The organism is Paracraurococcus ruber, assembly GCF_004353985.1.
In the GTDB taxonomy this organism is placed as follows: domain Bacteria; phylum Pseudomonadota; class Alphaproteobacteria; order Acetobacterales; family Acetobacteraceae; genus Paracraurococcus; species Paracraurococcus ruber.
Genome location: NZ_SMOA01000044.1, coordinates 1 through 20,808, shown reverse-complemented (window position 1 = coordinate 20,808; position 20,808 = coordinate 1). Strand labels below are relative to the sequence as shown.

Annotated in this window: 19 protein-coding genes; 9 read left to right on the top strand and 10 right to left on the bottom strand. The window is 72.9% G+C overall.

Going from position 1 to position 20,808, the window contains the following annotated elements:
• Positions 1-297 precede the first annotated feature (297 nt).
• The 3 genes from E2C05_RS10995 (at position 298) to E2C05_RS10985 (ending at position 3,739) form a co-directional block, all read left to right on the top strand.
• Positions 298-1,593, top strand: coding sequence for a hypothetical protein (locus E2C05_RS10995; RefSeq protein WP_133219673.1), 1,296 nt, complete (start codon positions 298-300; stop codon positions 1,591-1,593).
• 542 nt (positions 1,594-2,135) lie between these two features.
• Positions 2,136-3,113 (top strand): threonine ammonia-lyase, encoded by a 978-nt coding sequence (locus E2C05_RS10990; protein WP_133219672.1) that lies wholly within the window; start codon positions 2,136-2,138, stop codon positions 3,111-3,113.
• Positions 3,113-3,739, top strand: coding sequence for a DUF1345 domain-containing protein (locus E2C05_RS10985; RefSeq protein WP_133219671.1), 627 nt, complete (start codon positions 3,113-3,115; stop codon positions 3,737-3,739). The genes E2C05_RS10990 and E2C05_RS10985 overlap by 1 nt, the downstream gene beginning before the upstream one ends.
• Before the next feature lie 31 nt (positions 3,740-3,770).
• Here E2C05_RS10985 and E2C05_RS10980 read toward each other — a convergent pair whose 3' ends face one another.
• From E2C05_RS10980 to aceA, 3 genes are all read right to left on the bottom strand, one after another.
• Positions 3,771-4,001: a hypothetical protein gene (locus E2C05_RS10980; protein WP_133219670.1), complete on the bottom strand. Its 231-nt coding sequence runs from the start codon at positions 3,999-4,001 to the stop codon at positions 3,771-3,773.
• A 19-nt stretch (positions 4,002-4,020) separates the two neighbouring features.
• Positions 4,021-4,233 carry a hypothetical protein gene (locus tag E2C05_RS10975; protein ID WP_133219669.1) on the bottom strand — a complete coding sequence of 71 codons (213 nt, stop codon included), beginning with the start codon at positions 4,231-4,233 and terminating at the stop codon, positions 4,021-4,023.
• 120 nt (positions 4,234-4,353) lie between these two features.
• On the bottom strand, positions 4,354-5,679 hold the full coding sequence (aceA, locus tag E2C05_RS10970) for an isocitrate lyase (protein WP_133219668.1): 1,326 nt from the start codon (positions 5,677-5,679) through the stop codon (positions 4,354-4,356).
• A gap of 162 nt (positions 5,680-5,841) precedes the next feature.
• Between aceA and E2C05_RS10965 the strand changes: the two genes are divergently transcribed.
• Both E2C05_RS10965 and E2C05_RS10960 read left to right on the top strand, forming a co-directional pair.
• Positions 5,842-7,272, top strand: coding sequence for a helix-turn-helix domain-containing protein (locus tag E2C05_RS10965; protein ID WP_133219667.1), 1,431 nt, complete (start codon positions 5,842-5,844; stop codon positions 7,270-7,272).
• A gap of 102 nt (positions 7,273-7,374) precedes the next feature.
• Positions 7,375-9,156: a glycoside hydrolase family 15 protein gene (locus E2C05_RS10960; RefSeq protein WP_133219666.1), complete on the top strand. Its 1,782-nt coding sequence runs from the start codon at positions 7,375-7,377 to the stop codon at positions 9,154-9,156.
• Positions 9,157-9,454: 298 nt separating this feature from the next.
• Here E2C05_RS10960 and E2C05_RS10955 read toward each other — a convergent pair whose 3' ends face one another.
• From E2C05_RS10955 to E2C05_RS10940, 4 genes are all read right to left on the bottom strand, one after another.
• Complete coding sequence (locus E2C05_RS10955) at positions 9,455-10,021, bottom strand: lipid-binding SYLF domain-containing protein (protein WP_133219665.1); 567 nt, start codon at positions 10,019-10,021, stop codon at positions 9,455-9,457.
• A gap of 273 nt (positions 10,022-10,294) precedes the next feature.
• Positions 10,295-11,206, bottom strand: a complete 912-nt coding sequence (locus E2C05_RS10950; protein ID WP_133219664.1) for an ABC transporter permease — start codon at positions 11,204-11,206, stop codon at positions 10,295-10,297.
• A gap of 13 nt (positions 11,207-11,219) precedes the next feature.
• Positions 11,220-12,173 carry an ABC transporter permease gene (locus E2C05_RS10945; protein WP_133219663.1) on the bottom strand — a complete coding sequence of 318 codons (954 nt, stop codon included), beginning with the start codon at positions 12,171-12,173 and terminating at the stop codon, positions 11,220-11,222.
• A 109-nt stretch (positions 12,174-12,282) separates the two neighbouring features.
• Positions 12,283-13,896 carry an ABC transporter substrate-binding protein gene (locus tag E2C05_RS10940; RefSeq protein ID WP_133219662.1) on the bottom strand — a complete coding sequence of 538 codons (1,614 nt, stop codon included), beginning with the start codon at positions 13,894-13,896 and terminating at the stop codon, positions 12,283-12,285.
• Positions 13,897-14,144: 248 nt separating this feature from the next.
• Here E2C05_RS10940 and E2C05_RS10935 point away from each other — a divergent pair, with 248 nt between their 5' ends.
• Both E2C05_RS10935 and motA read left to right on the top strand, forming a co-directional pair.
• The gene (locus E2C05_RS10935; RefSeq protein ID WP_133219661.1) at positions 14,145-15,152 is read left to right on the top strand and encodes a flagellar motor protein MotB; all 1,008 of its coding nucleotides are present in this window, start codon (positions 14,145-14,147) and stop codon (positions 15,150-15,152) included.
• A gap of 18 nt (positions 15,153-15,170) precedes the next feature.
• A complete protein-coding gene (gene motA, locus E2C05_RS10930) occupies positions 15,171-16,037 on the top strand; it encodes a flagellar motor stator protein MotA (protein ID WP_133219660.1) in 867 nt (288 codons plus the stop codon).
• A gap of 279 nt (positions 16,038-16,316) precedes the next feature.
• Here motA and E2C05_RS10925 read toward each other — a convergent pair whose 3' ends face one another.
• The 3 genes from E2C05_RS10925 to E2C05_RS10915 all read right to left on the bottom strand — a co-directional run bounded on the left by E2C05_RS10925 (position 16,317) and on the right by E2C05_RS10915 (position 19,226).
• A complete protein-coding gene (locus tag E2C05_RS10925) occupies positions 16,317-17,525 on the bottom strand; it encodes a hypothetical protein (protein ID WP_133219659.1) in 1,209 nt (402 codons plus the stop codon).
• Positions 17,522-18,658: a hypothetical protein gene (locus tag E2C05_RS10920; RefSeq protein WP_133219658.1), complete on the bottom strand. Its 1,137-nt coding sequence runs from the start codon at positions 18,656-18,658 to the stop codon at positions 17,522-17,524. The genes E2C05_RS10925 and E2C05_RS10920 overlap by 4 nt, the downstream gene beginning before the upstream one ends.
• 76 nt (positions 18,659-18,734) lie before the next feature.
• Positions 18,735-19,226, bottom strand: coding sequence for an MmcB family DNA repair protein (locus E2C05_RS10915; protein WP_133219657.1), 492 nt, complete (start codon positions 19,224-19,226; stop codon positions 18,735-18,737).
• Between the two features lie 80 nt (positions 19,227-19,306).
• Between E2C05_RS10915 and E2C05_RS10910 the strand changes: the two genes are divergently transcribed.
• Positions 19,307-19,750, top strand: coding sequence for an Rrf2 family transcriptional regulator (locus E2C05_RS10910; protein WP_133219656.1), 444 nt, complete (start codon positions 19,307-19,309; stop codon positions 19,748-19,750).
• A gap of 491 nt (positions 19,751-20,241) precedes the next feature.
• Positions 20,242-20,808 (top strand): glycine zipper domain-containing protein (locus tag E2C05_RS10905; protein ID WP_133219655.1); only part of this gene is annotated, 567 nt, incomplete at its 3' end.

The window sequence follows — 20,808 nt, the reverse complement described above, 5'->3', positions numbered from 1 at the left end:
TTCCGGGCCCGTTCCGGCCCTGCCCCACCATGGCGCGGGGCAGAATGGCTGACAACGGGGTGCGGCCGGGACGATGCGGACCCGGGCGGAACATCCGCGGCATCGCGGCCGTTGGGCATGCGTCACGCGAGGGGAAGGATGCATGCGGGCCGAACCGGGCCCGCAGCCGAGCGCCGCATCGCCGGCCACCACGCGTCCGCCGAAGCCCGGGCGTGGCGCCGGCAGCGGATTGGACGAGATCGCCGGCCGCCCCCTGCCGCCCCGGCAGCAGAACCAAGACAGGAGGATGTCCAGCCCATGCGCACCATCACGGGACTTTTCGACAGCCGGCCGGATGCCGAGCGCGCGGTCGAATACATGGTCCAGCACCACGGCATCGACCGCAACCTGATCCAGGTTCACGCCGCGGGCACGGAGAACGCCACCGCCGGCACCTTCGAGCCGCGCAGCGAGGATCATCATGGCTTCATCGCCGCGCTGCAGGATCTCGGCCTGCCGGAGGAGGACAGCCTCAGCTATGCCGAGGGCATGCGCCGCGGCGGCATCCTCGTCTCCGTCCGCGCGCCGCAGGACAGGCTGGATGCCATCGCCGACGCCTTCGAGAGCAACGGGGCGGTGGACCTCGATTCGCGGGAAGCGGAATGGCGCCAGGGCGGCTGGGCCGGCGGCGGCGGCTTCGTGGACCAGGGCCAGGCACAGCGCGACCACCAGCGCGGCAGCGGCCACGCCGCCGCCAGGCCGGCGGACCGCGACCAGGCCCGGCTCGGCGCCATCGGGCACGGCGCACCCGGGCATGGCCCCGGCGCCGGCGGCATGGCGGCCCCGACCGGACGGGGCGATGCCGGCCTCGGCGTCATCGGCAGCCGCTCGGCCGGCAGCAGCGCCACGCCCGACTCGCTGCCGGCGGTGAACCCGGATGCCGGCAATGCCGGCTGGACCGGCGGCGGTGGCGGCATCGCCGCGGCGGCCGCGCGCAATCCGGGCGGCAGCAACGACGACATCGGCTCGACCTATGCCGGCACCCGCTATGTCGGCGCGCGCGCGACGGACGAGGACATCACGAAGCCGGTGAATGCCGGCGTCGCCAGCACGCCGGCGGTGCGGCCGGCCGGCCCGGCGGCGCTGGCGGCGGCCAGTTCGGGCGCCAGCACCGCCGCCCTGCGCGGGTCGGAGAGCGATGCGCGGCGCGCCTCGCATGAAGGCTTCGACGGTCCCGGCAGCGGCAAGGGCCCGGCCGCCGGCAGCGCCGCGGCGGGGCAGCAGCCCCTGCCGGCGCGGGACGGGCCGACCAGCCCGGCCGGTCACGGCACCGGCACGGCCGCGACGCAGGGCCTGGCCAGCGGCATCAGCCATCCCGGCCGGGATACCCAGGAAGGCCGCGCCGCCCGGCCCGGCGGCGGCAGCACCTCGGCTGCCAGTGCCGGCGTCCCGACGCCCGGCACGACCAGGCTCGCGCCGGACGACGCGAGCCCAGCGGCGACGGACCAGCGGCGCATGGGCACGCGCGATGCCGCGCATGGCCGCCTGCGCACCCGCAGCTATGTCATGGACCCGGTCATGGACCCGCGGGCGGGGCCGCGCGACGGGCGCTGAGCGGCTGCGGCGCCGTCCGGACGACCCGGCGGCGCGGCGGAACCGGGTGAGCAGGGGGGCGGCCTTCGGCGGCAGGGCCGTGCCGGACACTAGGGGGCGGCGCGGCCAGGTCCGCCGCCCTCCGCGGATAGGAAGCCGGGCGCAGGCGGCATGGGGCCGCCGCCATGCGCGCCTGGCCCTGCAGGCAGTTGCAAACCGGGCCTAAGCGGCCCGGTCGGTCACAGAAGGTCGCGCATGCGACCCCGGGGCAAGGGCGAGGCACGCGGCCATTGCGCCCCTGCCGCGCCGCATCGGCGCCTTGCCCGGCGCGGCACGGCGATGGACGATCGCCGCATGGTCGCCTCGCGCCAACGCCTTCCCCATCGTTTCCTGGCCATCCTGGTGGTGGTCCCCGGGCGCAGGCCCTTGGGCCAAGCCATGGGCGCGGCCCGTGCCGGCTGGGGGAACGGGGCGGCGGCGCGGCCGGGGCCAGGGCGGGTCCGCAGGTCCGCCTGCCAACCTCGCGTCGCAGCGGCGGCGCATACCGTCTTGAGGGCTGATCCATGACCGACACCGTGGCCTTCGCCGATGTCGAGGCCGCGGCCGCGCGGCTGCGCGGCCGGCTGGTGCGCACGCCCATGCTGAGGCACCGCCTGCTGGACGAGATCACCGGCGGCACCGTGCTGGTGAAGCCGGAGCCGCTGCAGAAGACCGGCAGCTTCAAGCTGCGCGGCGCGACCAACGCGGCGCTGCTGCTTGACCCGGCGGCCCGCCGCGCCGGGGTCGTCGCGCATTCCTCCGGCAATCATGGCCAAGCGCTGGCCTGCGCCGCCGCCATGCTGGGCATGCCGGCGCTGATCGCCATGCCGGCCGATGCGCCGGCCATCAAGGTGGACAGCACCCGGCGCTGGGGTGCCGAGATCCATCCCTTCGACCGGCATGGCGTGGACCGCCATGCCCTGGCATCCGACCTGGCGCGGCAACGCGGCGCCACGCTGATCCCGCCCTTCGACCATCCGCATGTCATCGCCGGCCAGGGCACGGTGGCGCTGGAACTGATCGAGGATGCGAAGGCGGCCGGCCTGGCGCTGGACCACCTGCTGGTCTGCACCGGCGGCGGCGGGCTGATCGCCGGCTGCGCCCTGGCCGCCGAGGCGCTGGCGCCGCAGGCCGCCATCTGGGCGGTGGAGCCGGAAGGCTGGGACGACACCCGCCGCAGCCTGGAAGCCGGGCATCGCGTCGCGGCCGACGGCCAGGGCGAGAATTTCTGCGATGCGCTGCTGTCGAAGGAACCGGGCGCCATGACCTTCGCAATCAACCATCCGCGGTTGACCGGCGGCCTGGTGGTGACCCGGGCGGAAGTGCTGCGCGCCATGCGCTTCGCCTTCGACCACCTGAAGGTGGTGGCCGAGCCGGGCGGCGCCGTGGCGCTGGCGGCTCTGCTGGCCGGCAAGCTGCCGACGAAGGGGCAGACGGTCGGCGTGGTGATCAGCGGCGGCAATGTCGACCCGGCGGTCTTCGCGCAGGCGCTGGCCGCCTGATGCGCATGGGCGTCGGCCACCGCCCGGTCCTGCTGGCATCGGCCGGCCTCGGCGGCTTGGTCTTCGGCGCCCTGTGGCTGCTCGCCTGCCCGGTGGAAACCGCGGTGCTGGTCGCCTGGTGCCTGGCCGTGCTGACCTATTCGGTGCCGACGCTGAACATCATGTGGCGCGCCACCCCGGTGCAGATCCGGCGCCGCGCGCAGTTGCTGGACGAGGGCGAGGCGGCGGTGCTGGCCGCCAGCCTGGCGGCCGCCATCGCGGCGCTGGCGGCGGTAGGCTGGTTCCTGTCCGCCCGGTCCGACCGCATGGCGCCGGGGGAGCTGGGCCTGGCGCTGCTCGCCATCGCCTTGTCCTGGGGCTTCGTCCACCTGATGTTCGCGGTGCGCTACGCGCATGAATACTGGCAGGCGGATGGCGGGCTGGACTTCCCGGGCGGGGAGAGGCCGGATTTCGGTGATTTCCTCTACCTCGCCTTCACCATCGGCATGACCTTCCAGACCTCCGACGTCGCCATCCCCGGCCGGCTGCTGCGCCGGCTCGCGCTGGTGCACGCCCTGGTCGCCTTCCTGTTCAACGTCGTCATCCTGGCGACGGCGGTGAACCTGGCGGCAGGCATGGTGGGATAGGGGCCGGGCGACGCCGCCCGGCCCGATGAGGTCAGCCGCCCGCGGCCATGCCGGCCTGGAACCGGGCCCAGTCATCCTGCGCCGACCGCACATCCCGCGGCCGGGGCGAAGGCGGAGCTTCGGGCGGCGCCGGCGGGGCGCCACCCGGCACGCCGCGGCCGGGCCGCAGCCCAGCCAGCAGCGCATAGACCTGGCTGCCGGCGCCGGGCCGGAAGCCGTGCCGGTGCCGCCGCGGCGGCACCAGCAACTGCCGCGAGGTCATGAGCGACGCCTGCCGCCGGTCAGCGCTGATGCGCGAGCCGGCTCCGCTCGCCGCAGGCCCAGCCATGCGAATGCACCAGGCCGTCGTCGTAGCAATCCTGCTCCTCCGGGTGCTGCGCCATGGCGGCGGCGATCTCGGCGCCCTTCAGCATCGGGCCGGCCGGCATCGCCGGCGGTTCGGTGGCCCAGCCGTGGGAGTGGACCAGGCCGTCGTCGAAGTCGTCGTTGGACATGGGTTTTCCCTTTCGTGAAGCCGTGTGGTGGATGGGCACCGCGCCCCTGTCCGGCGCGGGCCCTGGTCTTCCGCCGATCTGCGCCCGCTTGCGGCGGCGAGCGGATCGGGCCGGAGCTGGTCAGTGGGCGGGCGCGTGTTCCTTGTCGTGGAACTGCGCCGCCTCCGTGCTCGTCGCCAGCGCGGTGGTGCTGGACTGGCCGCCGCCGGCCGCCGTGGCGACCGCGTCGAAATAGCCCACGCCCACTTCCCGCTGGTGCCGCACCGCGGTGAAGCCCTCGGCCTCGGCCGCGAACTCCGCCTGCTGCAGCTCGCTGTAGGCGCCCATGCCGCGGTCCCTGTAGCCGCGGGCCAGCTTGAACATGGACAGGTTCAGGCTGTGGAAGCCGGCGAGGGTGACGAACTGGAATTTGTAGCCCATGGCGCCCAGCTCGCGCTGGAACTGCGTCGCGGCCTCGACGCCCATCTTGCGCTGCCAGTTGAAGGACGGGCTGCAGTTGTAGGCCAGCATCTTGCCGGGGAATTCGCGCTGGATGGCTTCCGCGAAGTCGCGCGCATCCTGCAGGTCGGGGTCCGACGTCTCCCACCACAGCAGGTCGGCATAGGGGGCATAGGCCAGGCTGCGGGCGATGGCGTATTGCTTGCCCATGCCGGGGCGGATGCGGAAGAAGCCTTCCGGCGTGCGCTCATTGCCGATGAAGGGGCGGTCGCGCTCGTCGATATCGGCGGTCAGCAGCTGCGCGCTCTCGGCATCGGTGCGGCAGAGCAGGACCGTCGGCACGCCCTCCACATCCGCGGCCAGGCGGGCGGCGTTCAGCGTGCGGATATGCTGCTGGATCGGCACCAGCACCTTGCCGCCCAAGTGGCCGCACTTCTTCTCGGATGCCAGCTGGTCCTCGAAATGCACGCCCGCCGCGCCGGCGTCGATCATGGCGCGCATGAGTTCGTAGGCGTTCAGCGCGCCGCCGAACCCGGCCTCGGCATCCGCCACGATCGGCGCCATGTAGTGGGTGGTGTCGCCCTTGCCTTCCTGCACGGCGATCTGGTCGGCCCGGCGCAGCGCGTTGTTGATCCGGCGGATCACCGTCGGCACGCTGTCCACCGGGTACAGCGACTGGTCGGGGTACATGGTGGAGGCGGTGTTGGCGTCGGCCGCCACCTGCCAGCCGCTCAGGTAGATCGCCTTCAGCCCGGCCTTGACCTGCTGCAGCGCCTGCATGCCGGTCAGCGCACCGAGGGTGTTCACATAGGGCTCGGTCTTCAGCAGGTGCCACAGGCGCCGCGCGCCCATATCGGCCAGGGTGTGCTGGATGCGGAAGCTGCCGGCCAGCCGGGCGACGTCGGCGGGGCTGTAGTCGCGGCGGATGCCGTCGAAGCGGCCGGGCTCCGGGCGGTCACCCCCGAAGCTGCCGTCCGGCGCGAAATTGGGGGTGGTGGTCTGACGCATATTCGATCTCCTGCTGCCGGTCGGTCCCGGCGTGCAGGTCAATAATTCACATTGCGGGGCCGAAGTTCAGCGCCTAAACGGGTGAAAAGCGGCAAATAGGTTGCGGTTTTCACAGTGCATTTGTCAAAACCGTAAAGTCCGCAAATCGTAAAGGCTTCGAGAATGGCGCGTGCACTGATCGGCCGGACCGTTCGCCGGCTGCGGCAGGAAAAGGGGCTGGCGCAGCAGGCGCTGGCCGCCCGGCTCGGCATCTCCGCCAGCTACCTGAACCTGATCGAGCATGACCAGCGCGCGGTGACGGCGACGCTGCTGATCAAGCTGACCGAGGCGCTGCAGGTGGACATCGCGGCGCTGTCCGGCATGCGGGAGAAGGCGATCGAGACCGGGCTGCGGGAGGTGCTGTCGGATCCGCTGCTCGGGCTCGAGCAGGTGCCGGAGGAGGAGATCGGCACGCTGGCCGGCAGCACGCCGAACGCCGCCCGCGCCATGCTGGCGCTGTACCGCGCCTGGCGCGTGGCGCGGGAGGATTCCGGCGGCATCGCCCTGCCGACAGGGCGCAAGATCCTGCTGCCGACCGAGGAGGCGCGCGACTTCTTCCACGACCGCAGCAACCACTTCGCCGAGCTGGAAGCCGCCGCGGAGGCGATCGCCGCCGAGATGGGCGTCACCGCGCCGTCCGAGATGAACCATGCCGTCGCGCAGCGGCTGCGGCAGACGCATGGCCTGGTGGTGACGGTCACCGCCCTGCCCGGCGCGCTGCGGCGCTACGACCCGGTCGGCCGTCGGCTCGACCTGAGCGAGACGCTGCCGCGCGAGAGCCGCGGCTTCCACCTCGCCTTCCAGCTCATGCTGCTGGAAGCGGGCGATGCGGTGCAGGCGGCGATGAGCGGCTTCGAGCCGAGCTCGACCGAGGCGGGGCAGCTGATCCGCATCGGGCTGCTGAACTACGCTGCGGCGGCGCTGCTGATGCCCTACGGCCCCTTCCTGGCGGCGTCGCGCGAGCTGCGCCATGACGTGGAGGCGCTGGCGGCGCGCTTCGGCGTGTCCTTCGAGCAGGCCTGCCACAGGCTGACCACCATGCAGCGCCCGGGCGGCGCGGCGCAGCGCGGCGTGCCCTTCTTCTTCCTCCGCGTCGATCCCGCCGGGAATGTCGGCAAGCGCCTGGCGGCCGCCGGCTTCCCCTTCGCCCGCTTCGGCGGATCCTGCCCGAAATGGATCGTCCACCAGGCCTTCGCCACGCCGGGCACGCTGCGCGTACAGCTCGCGCAGCTGCCGGATGGCGGCACCTTCCTCTGCTTCGCGCGGACGGTGCATGGCGTCGCGCAGCGCTGGGGCGAGCCGCCGCCGGTCTATGTGGTGGCCATGGGCTGTGACATCTCCCGCGCCACGGAGGTGGTCTATGGCGACGGCCTCGACCTCGAGAAGGCGATGGTCGGCATCGGCCTGTCCTGCCGGCTCTGCGACCGGATGGACTGCCGCAGCCGCGCCTTCCCGCCGCTGGAGCACCGGCTGGCGCTGGACCCGATGGTGGCGAGCGACGCGCCCTACCGGTTCGAGCCGCCGCGGCGGCGGGCGCTGCCGGGCGGCGGCTGAGCGCCCGGGCGGGGGACCGCCCCCCGCCTCGTGACCGCGCCGGCGGATTGAGCCGCGGGCCTCGCGCCTCACCTTCCCAGGAGACGGGTGGGGGAGGAGCCGATGCCGCTGCGCATCGAGGATTACGCGCTGATCGGCGACGGCCATACCGCCGCGCTGGTGGGCAATGACGGGTCGATCGACTGGCTCTGCCTGCCGCGCTTCGACAGCGCCGCCTGCTTCGCCGCGCTGCTGGGAACGGAAGCGCATGGCCGCTGGCGGATCGCACCGGCCAGCCCGGTGCGTGCGGTACGCCGGCGCTACCGCCCCGGCACCCTGGTGCTGGAGACGGAATTCGACACGGCGGAGGGCACGGTCGCGCTGGTCGACTGCATGCCGCTGCGCAACGGCGCCGCCGACCTGGTGCGGGTGGTCGAAGGCCGCCGCGGCCGCGTGCCCATGGCCATGGAGCTGGTGCTGCGCTTCGACTACGGGTCGCTGGTGCCCTGGGTGCACCGCACCTCCGACGGCACCCTGCTGGCGGTCTGCGGCCCGGACCAGGTGGCGCTGCGCACCCCGGCGCCGATCCATGGGGAGGATTGCCGCACCCTCGGCGAGTTCACGGTCGGGGCGGGCGAGACGGTGCCCTTCCACCTGGTCTGGACGCCGTCCCACCTGAAGCCGGGCGCGCCGGTGGATGCGCAGGAGGCGATCGCCGCGACCGAGCATCACTGGCGCGACTGGCTGGCCGGCGCCCGGGTCGCCGAGGAGACCCTGGCGCCGGAGATGCTGCGCCGGTCCCTGCTGACCCTGAAAGCGCTGACCTATGCGCCGACCGGGGGCATCTGCGCCGCGCCCACCACCTCCCTGCCCGAGACACTGGGCGGCGAGCGCAACTGGGACTACCGGCTGTGCTGGCTGCGCGATGCGGCGCTGACGCTGAACGCCCTGGTCGGCGCCGGCCATCTGGCGGAAGCGGAATCCTGGCGCCGCTGGCTGGTGCGGGCGGTGGCCGGCACCGCATCCCAGGTGCAGCCGCTCTATGGGCTGTCCGGCGAAAGGCGGGTGCCGGAGATGGAGCTGTCCTGGTTGCCGGGCTACGAGGGCGCGAAGCCCGTGCGAATCGGCAACGATGCCGGCACGCAGCGGCAGCTGGACGTGTACGGGGAGGTGATCGACGCCTTCCACGCCGCGGAGCATAGCGGCCTGAAGCCGGACAAGCAGGCTGCCGCCGTCACCCGCGGGATGCTGCAGCACCTGGCCGAGGTCTGGCGGGAACCGGACGAGGGCATTTGGGAGGTGCGCGGCCCGCGCCGGCAATTCGTGCATTCCAAGGTCATGGTCTGGGTCGCCTTCGACCGCGCGGTGAAGGCGGCGGAGCATGGCACCCTCGACGGCCCGGTGGAGGCCTGGCGGGCGCAGCGCGACGCGGTGCATGCCGAGATCTGCGCCCGGGGCTTCGATGCGCGGCGCGGCTGCTTCGTGCAGAGCTACGGCGCGACGGCGATGGATGCGAGCCTGTTGCGCATGGCCCTGGTCGGCTTCCTGCCGGCCGATGATCCGCGCTTCCAGGGCACGGTGCGCGCCATTGAGGAAGACCTGCTGGAGGATGGGCTGGTGCTGCGCTACCGGCCCGATGCGGCGGTGGAGGGGCTGGCCCCGACACGGGAAGGCACCTTCCTGGCCTGCACCGCCTGGCTGGGGGAGGTCTATGCGCTGCAGGGCCGCCGGGCGGAGGCGGAGGCGGTGCTGCAGCGCCTGCTGGGCATCGCCAATGATGTCGGCCTGCTGGCCGAGGAATACGACCATATCGCCCGCCGGCAGGTGGGCAATTTCCCGCAGGCCTTCTCGCATCTCGGGCTCGTGGGGCTGTGCATGGCACTCGCCCGCCAGCCGGCGCGGTAGGGCGCGCCGCGCGAGGAGGAGAAAGCCGCGGCGGCCCCGGCCCCCGCTTGCCGGCCGGCGGCGCCTGCCGGGCTGGATCGCCGCAGGGCGCCAGGCACCGGGGATGGCGACCCGCTCCATGGACCGGCAGCGACAGCGGGCGGGCGGGATCGCAGGCCAGCCGCCGGCCCGGGCCGGTCCCTGCCCGACGCATCCTGGCGGCACGCCGCCGCGCCAGGCCGGTCAGGCGATGCCGCGCGGGGACGCAGTCCGGACGGGCTGCGCCCCGCGCGGGATGGGATCCCGGCCGCGCGGGCCGTCAGGCGCCCGGGTTGATGCGGGTGATCTTGGTGCCGTTCAGCGCCAGCGCCGCCATCAGCCCCTGCTGGCCGAAGGTGATGGCATAGACCGGCTCCGTCAGGGTGGTGCTGGTGGCATTGGCCTGCAGGCCCTTGTCAAGCGCCACGACGCTGGGCCCGGTGCCGATCTCCCAGCCGTCGTTGCGGGTCAGGACATTCACCGCATCCTCGGTCATGAAGAACATGGCGAGGCCGGAGGCCTGCGCGCCGGCGAGAAGGCCGAGCGAGAGGCCGGCGATGGAGTAGTAGCCGACCGTGCGGTCGCCCTGCATCGCCGCCCCTTCCCCGTACTGGCCGCCGACGATGAAGCCGCCGCTGACGATGCGCGGGAAGATCAGCTTGGCCCGGGCCTGCCGCAGCAGCGGGGCCGTATTGGGCAGTTCCTGTAGGCGGGTCAGCGCCGCCTGGACATCGGCATCGATCTCGCGCCGCGTCGCCGCGCGGGCGATGCCGGGTGCGGCGAGAGGCGCGGCGAGGGCGGCGCCGGCCAGGACGAGGCGAGACAGGTCACGACGTGTGGCAAGCATAGCAGTTGCTCCGGCTCAGGGTCGCCGCCGCAACGTCAGGATCGCCCATGGGTTTCATTGGGGCCGGCGTTGCGCACCAAAAACATCGCCGGCTTTTCAACCTGCCGCACGCGCCGCGCCCGCTGCCTCACGGGCAGCGGAACGGTGGATGCGCGGCCATCCAGAAGTGCCCGCGCGTTCCCGGCACGGGCCGGCACCGCGGGCTGGCGATGGCGGCCGAAGGCATCGGCCCCCCGCCGCCATCGTCGCGTCCCGCCGACACGAGAGCCGGGGTCAGCCCTTCACGTCCATCGCCTGGCGCAGGCCGTCGGCCAGCAGGTTGAAGCAGATGGAGGTGATGAAGATGCACACGCCCGGCAGCACCGCCACCCAGGGCTGGACGTAGATCGCGGTGCGCAGGGTGTTGAGCATCAGGCCCCATTCCGGCTCCGGCGGCTTGGTGCCGAGGCCGAGGAAGCTGAGCCCCGAGGCGATGATCATGCAGACCGAGATCAGCGAGGTCGCATAGACGAAGATCGGCCCCAGCACATTGCCCAGCACATGCACCCGCACGATGGTGAAGCCGGATGCGCCGGAGGCGCGCGCCGCATCCACGAAATCGAGGTTCCGGACGCCCTGCGTCACGCTTTCCGCCACCCGGATGATCTGCGGGATGAACACCATGGTCAGCGCCAGGATCGCGTTCTCGATGCCCGCCCCCAGCGCGCCGGAGATGGCGACGGCCAGCAGCACCGACGGGAAGGCGTAGAACACGTCCGTCGTGCGCATGATGGCCATGTTGACCTTGCCGCCGACGAAGCCGGCGATGATGCCCAGCGTGCTGCCGATGACGAAGGCCAGCACCACCGGCGTGATGCCCATGAACCAGGACAGCCGCCCGCCATAGAGCAGGCGGGTGAGGATGTCGCGGCCCAGCTCGTCCGTGCCGAGCGGGTAGTTGTCCGTTCCCACCGGCCGCAGCCGGCGGATCATGCTGCCCTGGTAGGGGTCGTGCGGCGCGATCAGCGGGGCGAAGACGATCGCCAGCAGCATCAGCAGCAGGATGCTGGCGCAGGCGATGGTCACCGGGTCCCGCCGCAGGCGCTTCCAAACGCCGGCCCAGTAGCCTTCCGACTTCTGGGCGGCCTGGCGGGCCTGGACGGCAAGCTCGGCCTCGGCGGCCGTCGGCGTGGTGGCTGTGCTCACCTTCGTGCCCTCCTCAGGCGCGCTTGATGCGGGGGTCGAGAGCGGTCTGGATCAGGTCCACGATCAGGTTCAGCGTCACGAAGAACATCGCCAGCACCAGGATCGTGCCCTGCAGCACCGGCAGGTCGCGTTGGAAGATGGCGCTGTTCAGCAGCAGCCCGGTGCCCGGCCAGGAGAACACGGTCTCCACCAGGATCGACCCGCCCATGAGGTAGCCGAGCTGCAGGCCCATCACCGCCAGGCTGTTCGGGGCGGCGTTCTTCACCACGTGCAAGAACACGCCCATGCGGGTCAGCCCCTTGCCGCGCAGCGCGGTGACGAATTCCTGGTTCATGATCTCGGCGACGATGCCGCGCACGGTCCGCGTCACGATGCCCATGGGGATGACCGAAAGGGTCACCGCCGGCAGGACCAAGTGCTTCATGTGTTCCCAGTCCCAGGCCCAGTCGGCCGATCCGCCGGGCCCCGCCCCCATCGCCGGCAGCCAGTTCAGCTGCACGGAGAAGATGACGACCATCACCATGCCCAGCCAGTAATGCGGCACCGACACGCCGGCGACCGCGAAGCTGACCGCCGAGCGGTCGATGGCCGAGCCGCGGAAGGTCCCGGCCAGCCCGCCCAGGATGCAGCCCAGCGTGAAGCCGATGACGGAGGCGGCGAAGGCCAGCGTCAGCGTGTTGCCGATGGCGGTGGCCAAGTCGGCCCAGACCGGCCGCCCGGTTGCCAGCGACCGGCCCAGGTCGCCGACGACCACCTTCGACAGCCACAGGCCGAACTGGATCGGCAGCGGCTTGTCCAGGCCGTAATCCTTCTTCACCTGCGCCACCACGTCGGCCGGCGCATCCGGCGGCACGATGGCGTTGATGGGATCGCCCGGCGCGATCTGCACCAGCATGAAGCAGACGAAGCCGACGGCCAGCGCGATCGGGATCGCGTAGAGGATGCGGCGGATCAGGTAGAAGGCCATGCGGGCTCCCCGGGCTGACCGGCGGCGGGGTCCCCCGCCGCCCGGCGATGTGTCTGCGGATCGGCGTCGCGCCGCCGGACGCCTTCGTCCAGCGGCGATCCGGTCCGGGTCACTGGACGAAGGGCAGCCGCAGGTCGACGAACCAGCTCTGCGGCTGCACATAGCCCTTGATGCGCGGGCTCATCGCCCGCGGCGCCACGTCATGCGCGAACCAGATGAACAGCGCCTCGTCCACCGCCGCCGCGTGCAGCCGCGCCAGCGCCGCGTCCCGCGCGGCGGGGTCGAAGCTGTTGCGGGCGACGCGGATCATCTCGTCGAATTTGGGGTCGTTGAAGAAGCCCCAGTTGTTCGAGGTCGGCGGCGCCATCCGGCTGTCGTAGAACCGCGCCATGGCGAAGAACGGATCCATGGCGGAGATCGAGACGTTCGTCGCATGCGCCCCGCGGGCCGAGGCATCGGTGCAGCCGCGCCGCCAGTTGGTGAACAGCGTGTTCCAGTCCACCACGTCGAACTCGACATTGACGCCGACGCCCTTCAGCTCCTGCTGGATGAACTCGTTCATCTGCAGGGGCTGCATCTGGCCGGACCCGCTGGCGCTGATCTGCACCTTCAGCGTCAGCGGCCGCTGCGCCGTGTAGCCGGCCTCGGCCAGCAGGCGCCGCGCCTCCGCCTTGTCGGTGCGGATCTGGAAGCTCGGGTTGCCCCACCAGGGGTGCCCGGGCTGCACGGTGCCGACCGCCGGCACCATGAAGCCGCCCAGCAGCTGCTTCATCCCGTCCCGGTCCACCGCCAGGTTCAGGGCGCGCCGCACGCGCACGTCCTTCAGCGGGCTGTCGCCGGCGAAGCAGGGCTGCCAGGGCCAGAAATGCGGCTGGAGGTTCTGGGTGATGGCCATGCCGCGGGCACGCAGCTGCGGCACCGCGTCGGGCGCCGGCGCCTCGATCCAGTCCACCTGGCCGGACAGCAGGGCGGCGGTGCGGGCATTCGCCTCCGGGATCGGCAGCAGGATGATGCGCTCGGCCTTCGCCTTCTCCCCCCAATAGCCGTCGAAGCGGGCATATTCCGCCCGCTCGCGCGGGACGAAGCGGGTCATCCGGAAGGGCCCGGTGCCGGACGGGCTGGCGGCGAAGGCGTTCCAGGCCGCCTCGGCATTCGGCGCGGCCTCCCGCAGCTTCTGCCAATGCGCCGGGCTGGCCATGAACAGGTTGGTCAGGTTGTAGGGCAGGAAGCTGTCGGGCTCGGCGGTGATCAGCGCGACCGTGTAGTCGTCCACCTTCTCCGCCCGGCGCAGCGCCGGCATGCGCGTCGCGGTCAGGCCCACCTGGCGCGGGTCGTAATGCGGGGCGTCGCGGTCCAGCACCTTGCGGACGTTCCAGACCACGGCATCGGCGGTGAAGTCGCTGCCGTCGTGGAATTTCACCCCGCGCCGCAGGGTCAGCACCCAGCGGGTCTTGTCGGCCTCGTCCACCTTCCAGTCCAGCGCCAGGCCGGCGGTCAGCGGGGTCGGCCGGTCGGCGCGCGACAGGTCCCAGGCGATCAGCGGGTCGAATAGCGGGAAGCCGGTGAAGCGGTTCCCCTCGAAGCCCTGGTCCGGCTGGCCGTGGGTGAGCGGGATGTCGGCAGCGGTCATGCCGATGCGGATGGTGCCCTGCGCCTGCACCGCGGCAGGCGCGGCGAGCGGCAGGGTCAGGGCGGCGGCGAGCAGCAGGCGCCGGAGGGTCATCGAAAGGCGTCTCCCGGTCGGGATTGTTCTGTGGGCCGACGGGGGCCCGCCGCCGCGAGTCGCAAGGCGCGTGCCACCCGCAGGGGCGCCTGCGACGGGCCCGCGGCCGCGGGCCTGCCCACCACCCGGGCAAACTGCCCAGCCGGGCGGCGGCCGGCAGGCCGCCCGGCCCGCCCGGCGGCATTAGACCGGCCTTAAGCCCGGCCGCGGCAGGGTGCGGCCGCTCAGCAGCGGGCCGCACGGGGGACATGGCAGGCAAGGGCAAGCGCGACGGCGCGACGATTGTCCTGAAGAAGATCGAAGAAGGCGGGCACGGCCACCATGGCGGCGCCTGGAAGGTCGCCTATGCCGATTTCGTCACGGCGATGATGGCCTTCTTCCTGCTGATGTGGCTGCTGAACGCCACCTCGGACGACCAGCGCCGCGGCCTGGCCGATTATTTCGCGCCCTCCAGCGCGCTCGGCCGCAGCTCCTCCGGCTCCGGCGAGCCCTTCGGCGGCAAGACGCCCAATTCCGACGGCGACATGGTCTCGGACAACGGCGCCATCCGGGTGGAGCTCGGCCGCGCCCCCGTCCGGCTCGACATCGAGGAGGAGGGCGAGTCCGACATCCTGCCGGAGAAGGCGGCGCAGAAGCCGCCGCAGCCGCTGGGAGAGGAGACGCCGCAGGTCTCCGGCGCCGTCGCGGTGGACGGCACGGCCCAGCCCAACAGCACCGCCGCCCTGTCGGCCGAGCAGCTCGGCGACCAGACCCTGCGGGCGGAGCTGAACCGGCGCGAGACCCAGGCCTTCGAACGCGCGGCGGAGGATCTGCGGCGGCAGGTGCAGGACGACCCGGCGCTGGCCGAGCTTGGCCGCCAGCTGGTGATCGAACAGGTGCCCGAAGGCATGCGCATCCAGATCCTGGATGCCGAGCGCTCCCCCATGTTCGCGCTGGGCGGCGCCGCGCCGAACGAACGGGCGCGGGCGCTGCTGGCCAAGGTCGCCGCCATCGCCGCGCGGCTGCCGAACGGGCTGTCCATCGCCGGCCACACCGATGCGACGCCCTTCCGCGGCTCCGACCGGTCGAACTGGGAGCTGTCGGCGGAACGGGCGAATGCCGTCCGCCGGCTGCTGCTGGAGGCCGGGATCGGCGAGGCGCGGCTGCAATCCGTGGCCGGCCATGCCGACCGCCAGCCGCTGCTGGCGGACCAGCCGGGCGCCGCCGCCAACCGGCGCGTCGCCATCACCCTGCTGCGCAGCCAGCCCGGCAGCTGAGGACGGAAGGACAGCGGCATGACCACGATCCTCGGCCTGATCGTCATGATGGTGTGCGTCTTCGGCGGCTACATCATCGCCGGCGGCAAGATGGACATCATCCTGAAGGCCCTGCCCTTCGAGATGCTGATGATCGGCGGTGCCGCCGTCGGCACCTTCCTGATGGCCAACAGCATGGCCGACGTGAAGCATGTGCTCGGCGGCTTCGGGAAGATCTTCAAGGGTGCGCGCTACAAGAAGCAGGACTACGTGGACATGCTCAGCCTGCTGTACTTCTTCGTGCGGCTGGCACAGAGCAAGGGCGCCATGGCGCTCGAGCCGCATATCGAGAAGCCGGAGGAAAGCGCCGCCTTCTCCAAATTTCCGAAGATCCAGAAGGACCACCACGCGGTGGACCTGATCTGCGACTACCTCCGCATGGTCGGCATGAACGCCGACGACCCGCACCAGATCGAGGATGTGATGGCGCGGGAGCTGAAGAAGCTCCACCACGAGGAGATGCACCCGTCGCACGCCATGCAGACCGTGGCGGATGCGCTGCCGGCGCTGGGCATCGTCGCCGCCGTGCTCGGCGTCATCAAGACCATGGCCTCCATCGACCAGCCGCCGGCGGTGCTCGGCAAGATGATCGGCGGCGCGCTGGTCGGCACCTTCCTCGGCGTGCTGCTGGCCTATGGGCTGATGGCGCCCTTCGCCGGCCGGCTGAAGGGCATCGTCGAGGAGGAGGGCGCGTATTTCGAGGTGATCCGCGCCGTGCTGGTCGCGCATCTGCACGGCAACGCGCCGCAGGTCGCGGTGGAGACCGGCCGCAAGATGGTCCCCACCGGCCATATGCCGAGCTTCCAGGAGCTGGAGCAGGCCCTGCAGGAGCTGCAGATCGCCTGACCCGGATGCCCCGGCGGCGCGATCCGGCGGGCCCTTCCACGGTGCCGGCGCCCGCCTCTCCAGGCCACCGGCATCGACCGCGTCGGGTGTCCTGGCCGACGCGCAGCCCCCCCGCGGGTCATCGCCGGGGCCCTTCGGGATCAGCGTCCGGGCCGCAGGGCGGGTGGCGGGACGCCACGCGCGGACACGCTGCCAGAGGTCGCCACGGCGACCGGAGGTGCCATGGCGGTGGTGCCGAAGCGGTCTTCGCCGGCGGTGGCCTGCCGCGCCGCGATCGGCTCAGCGGTCCGGCAGCAGCGCGGCCGCGGCCTTGGGCCCGGCCAGAATCTCCAGCGTGCGGACCAGGTCCATGCGGTGCAGCCCGCGCGGGCCTTCCGCGCTGCCGCCCAGGCTGGCGAGCGTCGCCGCCATCTCCCGCAGCGCCCGGTCATAGGCGGCGGCACCGCCCAGCTTGCGGCCGGCGGCATCGAGGCTGCGCAGCCGCCATGCCCCCGCCTCCATCGCCTCCACCTCGGCATCCGCGACCGCCGCCGCGGCCGCCAGGCGGGCCGCCGGCGCCACCACCTCGCGGTCCAGCGCGGTGGCGAAGGCGGCGCGGCAGGCCTTGTCCGCCGCATGGCGCCAGGCCTGCAGGCGGCGGCGCGACGGGCCGGAGAACAGGCCGCAGGCCTCCAGGTCCTCCAGCCAGCCGGCGGTGCGGCGGGCGAGGTCGGCCGCCTCGGCCGCATCCACCGCGGCGAAAGGCGGCGGCGGCTGGTCCAGCAGCGGCTCCAGCGCCGCCACCGCCTCGGCCCGCGCCGCGGGATTCAGCCCGGCGGCGATGCGGGCCACCCGGCCCGGCGCGGCGGCGCGCTGCGCCAGGGTGGCCAGCGCCGCCTGCAGCGGCGGGATGCCTTGCGCGGCCGCCGCCCGCAGCGCCGCCGCGGCCAGCGGGTCGGGGGGCCCGGCCTCCGCCTGCTCCAGCGCCGCCCAGATGTCCGGCCCGGCGCGCCAGACCGGGCGGCAGAGCGCCAGGATCAACCCGTAATCCGCCGGCTGCAGCCCGGTGCGGCCCCAGCCCTCCGGCGGCGTGTCGGGCAGGGTCCGCGCCGCCAGCCGCCAGGCTTCCTCGCCCAGCTCGGCGACCAGCCCCGCCTCGCCCAGGGTGTGGCCGCGGCAGGCGGCCGCCAGCGCGCGGCCCGCCGCCGTCGCTTCCACCGCCGCGGCCAGCGCCAGCAGCGCGCTGCGCGGCAGGGCGACCGCGGCGCGGCCCCAATCCGCCGGCGCCCGGATGACGCCGTCGAGCGGCAGGAAGAGCAGCCGGGCAAGGCTCAGCGGCCGCGGCGGCCGCAGCGTGCGCAGCCGCGGCCGCACCGGGTCCAGCACCCGGTCGGCCTCCCCCCGCTCCGGCAGCGCGTCCAGCATCGCCACAAGGCGGGTCACCGCCGCATCATCCGCTGCCGTCACCGCCTGCCGCAGGCTGCGGATCTGCTGCAGCGCCATGGTCATGCGCAGCGGGCCCGCATCGCCTCATACCGTGCGGTGCTGTCGAGGATCCGGCCCGTCATCCAGTCCTGGTTGGCATGCACCGACCGGCGCCAGTGCCGCAGGCCGATCCGGTGCGTCTCCATGATCGTCGGCGCGTCGAACCCGGCCCAGTCGGCCACCTCCACCGGCATCACCGGCACCAGCTGCGCCATGTCGCCCAGGACGGCGCTGCGCTCCCCGTCGCCGGCGGCGCGCCAGAGGCCGCAGATCATCTCCCAGCCATCGAGCAGCCAGTCCGGCCGGGCGGCGATCTCGCCGATCGCCTCCGGCATCAACCGCCAGCGCTCCGCCAGCTGCCAAAGATCCTCCATCAGGCCGTGTACCTCCTGCAGGGCCAGGCCGAAGCAGCGCTGGGTCAGGGCCGCGCCCTCCGCCAGCAGGCGGATGCAGCCGCGCTCGGTCGGGCTCGCCAGCTCGGACCAGCGGGACAGGTCGTGGATCACCGCCGCGATCTCGGCCGACAGGCGCGGCAGCCGCGCCCGGGTGGGGTCGCCCGGGAGGCCGCAGGGCTCCAGCACCTCGGCCAGGTCGGCCAGGGCCTGGAAGGCGGCGGCGGGGCTCAGGGCACCATTGGCGCTGCGCCGCAGCAGCACGGCGCGCGCCAGCGCCTCGACCTCCTTCGGGTGGCGGGCGGCCTGGGCGGGGCCGCCCGCCGGTTCCGACTGCCGGACCAGCTCGACCAGCAGGTGGTAATGCGTGTGGGTGCAGGCGTCGCGCGTCGCCTGCTCCGCCTGCTCGGCGGCGCGGGCGGCGGCACGGCCGGCCAGGCCTTCCAGCGCCACCGCCCGGGTCGCGTGCCGCACCGACCGCGGCGCCAGCACGGGCAGCTGGGAAACCCGGCTCCAGAGCGCGCGGTCGTGCAGCGTCGGCGTGCAGATGTCGGGCATGGCGCCCCAGGGGAGAATGTAGACGCCTTCCACCCCCGCCGGATTGGCGAGAACAAGCTCCGGCAGCTTGCGCTCGCTCGGTCGGATGCGGGCGCCAAGCAGGGCGGGTGTGGTGAATGGCAGGGCCAACCCACGGTCGAGGAAGGTCACAGGCCGGTATCGCCCGGTTTCGAACCGGGCGAGCCAGCCGGGCAATTCCGATGCCATGTCGCACAGGATGCCGTGCGGCCGATGAAGAAAGCGTTCCCGCCATGGCGCCCCGCCTCATCCGGCGAGACGCCGCCTATTCCACCCGCAACGCCGCGCGCATTTCGGCATGCGCCTCCGGGTCCGACAGCGCGGCGAGCCGCCCGGCCGCCACCTTCGCATAGCGCTGCAGCAGGGCCTTGCGGCGGGCCGGCGCCAAGGGGTGGCGGGATGCGTCCCGCAGCATCACCGCCTCCCGCCCCTCCGCCACCAGCAGCCCGCATTCCGCCGGCAGCAAGTCCTGCGGGAAATCCAAGTCGACCGCGAAAAATAACATGTCGCTGAATTCTTTGTAATCTGACCACTTGCTGTCGGACAGGAAGTCGCGGGCGCAGGACTTCACCTCGATAGCGGCGAAGCCACCATCCGGCAGCAGGGCCATGATATCGGTCCGCCGGCCATTCGGCAGCGGCAATTCCAGCAGCGGCACCCAGCCGCGCAGGGCGCAGAAGCGCATCGCGGCGCGGCAAACGGCGAGAGTTCGTTCAGCGGGTGCGACCAATGCGACACAACTGGGGGATTTAATCATATCTGCATCTCAGCTCGACGCCGCGCCCCTGGCGCTCAGGCGCCGGGTCTGCGAATGTCGCTTGCCGTACATTCCTGGACATGATTGCAACTCGATTCTCCGTCGCTACCCATATCCTGCTCCTGATCGCCAGCGATTCCGCGGGCGATTCCACCAGTGCGCGGCTGGCCTGGAGCATCGGCACCAACCCTGTGGTGGTGCGCCGTATCGCGGGCCAGTTGTCTCGGGCGGGGCTAATCTCCGTCCAGCGTGGTCCCGGTGGCGCATCCCTCGCCCGTCCGGCAACGCAGATTACCCTGCGGGACATCTGGCGGGCGATCCACCCCGAGAAGGAAAAGCTGATCGGCGTGCATCGGAAAACAAATGCGGAATGCCCCGTCGGCCGGCAGGTGCCCGATCTGCTGCGGCGACGCTACGACCGGGCGGAGCAGGCGATGATCGCCGAGCTCGGCAGCTCGACCCTGGCGGACCTGGTCGCCGACCTGCGCGACGACCGGCCGTCCGCCTCCGTCGCTGCCGGCTAGGACGGGCCATGGCGCGGCGTGGACGCCGCGCATCCTGGACCTGCCCGGCGATCGGTGGCGTCGGGACGGTGCGGCCTTCGGCATCGAATGCAAGCCGCCATGGCGGCCCGCCGCGACGGAGCGTGTCGGCTGCGGTCCGCTCGCCTGGTCCTCGCAGTGCCCTGCCCGCTCCGGTCGCTGCCAAGCGCGACGAACGGAGCGGGCAGGGCATTGGCGACGAGAGCGACCTCGCCCGGGTCCGGCCGGAGCCATGGCGTGCCGGCGGGGCGATGGCCGCCGCGTGGGGCCTGCCGGGACCATCCGAGGCCCGGGGCTGACACGCCCTCGGTGTAGGCATCCGCCAGGCTGGGCCTGCCGGGGCTCAGCATGAGGGTCCCGCGATCGTGCCGCGACGACGGGGCCGTGCGACGGCAGGCGGCGGCCGGATGGCCGGCCGTGACTCACCGCTGCCGCTTGGCTATCCCTGGCCCGCCACAGCGCCGGATGCCGCCTTGCGCCGCCCCATCCTTCTCCTGCCCCTGCTCCTCCTCGCCTGCGGGGACCGCTATTCGCCCGACACCTACGCCACCCGCGCGGTGCAGCAGGCCAACAAGGTCGAGCAGGGCGTGGTGGTGGGCGTCCGGGCGGTGCAGATCACCGCCGAGGGTACGACGGGCGCCGCCGCCGGTGCCGCTGCCGGCGGCGTGATCGGCGCCCAGACGCCGGGTGGCGGCATCGGCGCCGCGCTCGGCGGTGTCGGCGGCGCGCTGGTCGGTGGGCTGATCGGCCGCGCGGCGGAAAGTGCGGCGGTCGACACCCCGGCCCGGGAATATGTGGTGCGGACCGATCGGGAGGAGCTGCTCTCGGTCACCCAGCGGGACCAGGTGCCGCTGGTGGTGGGCCAGCGGGTGCTGGTGATCACCGGCGTGCAGGCGCGGATCGTGCCGGACTACACGGTGGCGACCGGCCCCGCCCGGCCGGCCGCGCCGCCGCCGGCGCAGGAGGCGAGGCAGGAGCCCCCGGCGCCGGCGGCCGCCACCGTCGATCCCGTGGCCGCGGCCGCGGCCGGCGTTCTGCAG

Excerpts from the sequence above, each read along its gene's own strand:
- E2C05_RS10985 (WP_133219671.1), top strand. The coding sequence starts at position 3,113 with ATGCGCATGGGCGTCGGCCACCGCCCGGTCCTGCTGGCATCGGCCGGC.
- E2C05_RS10990 (WP_133219672.1), top strand. The coding sequence starts at position 2,136 with ATGACCGACACCGTGGCCTTCGCCGATGTCGAGGCCGCGGCCGCGCGG.
- E2C05_RS10975 (WP_133219669.1), bottom strand. The coding sequence starts at position 4,233 with ATGTCCAACGACGACTTCGACGACGGCCTGGTCCACTCCCACGGCTGG.
- E2C05_RS10955 (WP_133219665.1), bottom strand. The coding sequence starts at position 10,021 with ATGCTTGCCACACGTCGTGACCTGTCTCGCCTCGTCCTGGCCGGCGCC.
- aceA (WP_133219668.1), bottom strand. The coding sequence starts at position 5,679 with ATGCGTCAGACCACCACCCCCAATTTCGCGCCGGACGGCAGCTTCGGG.
- E2C05_RS10960 (WP_133219666.1), top strand. The coding sequence starts at position 7,375 with ATGCCGCTGCGCATCGAGGATTACGCGCTGATCGGCGACGGCCATACC.
- E2C05_RS10915 (WP_133219657.1), bottom strand. The coding sequence starts at position 19,226 with ATGATTAAATCCCCCAGTTGTGTCGCATTGGTCGCACCCGCTGAACGA.
- E2C05_RS10935 (WP_133219661.1), top strand. The coding sequence starts at position 14,145 with ATGGCAGGCAAGGGCAAGCGCGACGGCGCGACGATTGTCCTGAAGAAG.
- motA (WP_133219660.1), top strand. The coding sequence starts at position 15,171 with ATGACCACGATCCTCGGCCTGATCGTCATGATGGTGTGCGTCTTCGGC.
- E2C05_RS10940 (WP_133219662.1), bottom strand. The coding sequence starts at position 13,896 with ATGACCCTCCGGCGCCTGCTGCTCGCCGCCGCCCTGACCCTGCCGCTC.
- E2C05_RS10925 (WP_133219659.1), bottom strand. The coding sequence starts at position 17,525 with ATGACCATGGCGCTGCAGCAGATCCGCAGCCTGCGGCAGGCGGTGACG.
- E2C05_RS10995 (WP_133219673.1), top strand. The coding sequence starts at position 298 with ATGCGCACCATCACGGGACTTTTCGACAGCCGGCCGGATGCCGAGCGC.
- E2C05_RS10980 (WP_133219670.1), bottom strand. The coding sequence starts at position 4,001 with ATGACCTCGCGGCAGTTGCTGGTGCCGCCGCGGCGGCACCGGCACGGC.
- E2C05_RS10945 (WP_133219663.1), bottom strand. The coding sequence starts at position 12,173 with ATGGCCTTCTACCTGATCCGCCGCATCCTCTACGCGATCCCGATCGCG.
- E2C05_RS10910 (WP_133219656.1), top strand. The coding sequence starts at position 19,307 with ATGATTGCAACTCGATTCTCCGTCGCTACCCATATCCTGCTCCTGATC.
- E2C05_RS10965 (WP_133219667.1), top strand. The coding sequence starts at position 5,842 with ATGGCGCGTGCACTGATCGGCCGGACCGTTCGCCGGCTGCGGCAGGAA.
- E2C05_RS10920 (WP_133219658.1), bottom strand. The coding sequence starts at position 18,658 with ATGGCATCGGAATTGCCCGGCTGGCTCGCCCGGTTCGAAACCGGGCGA.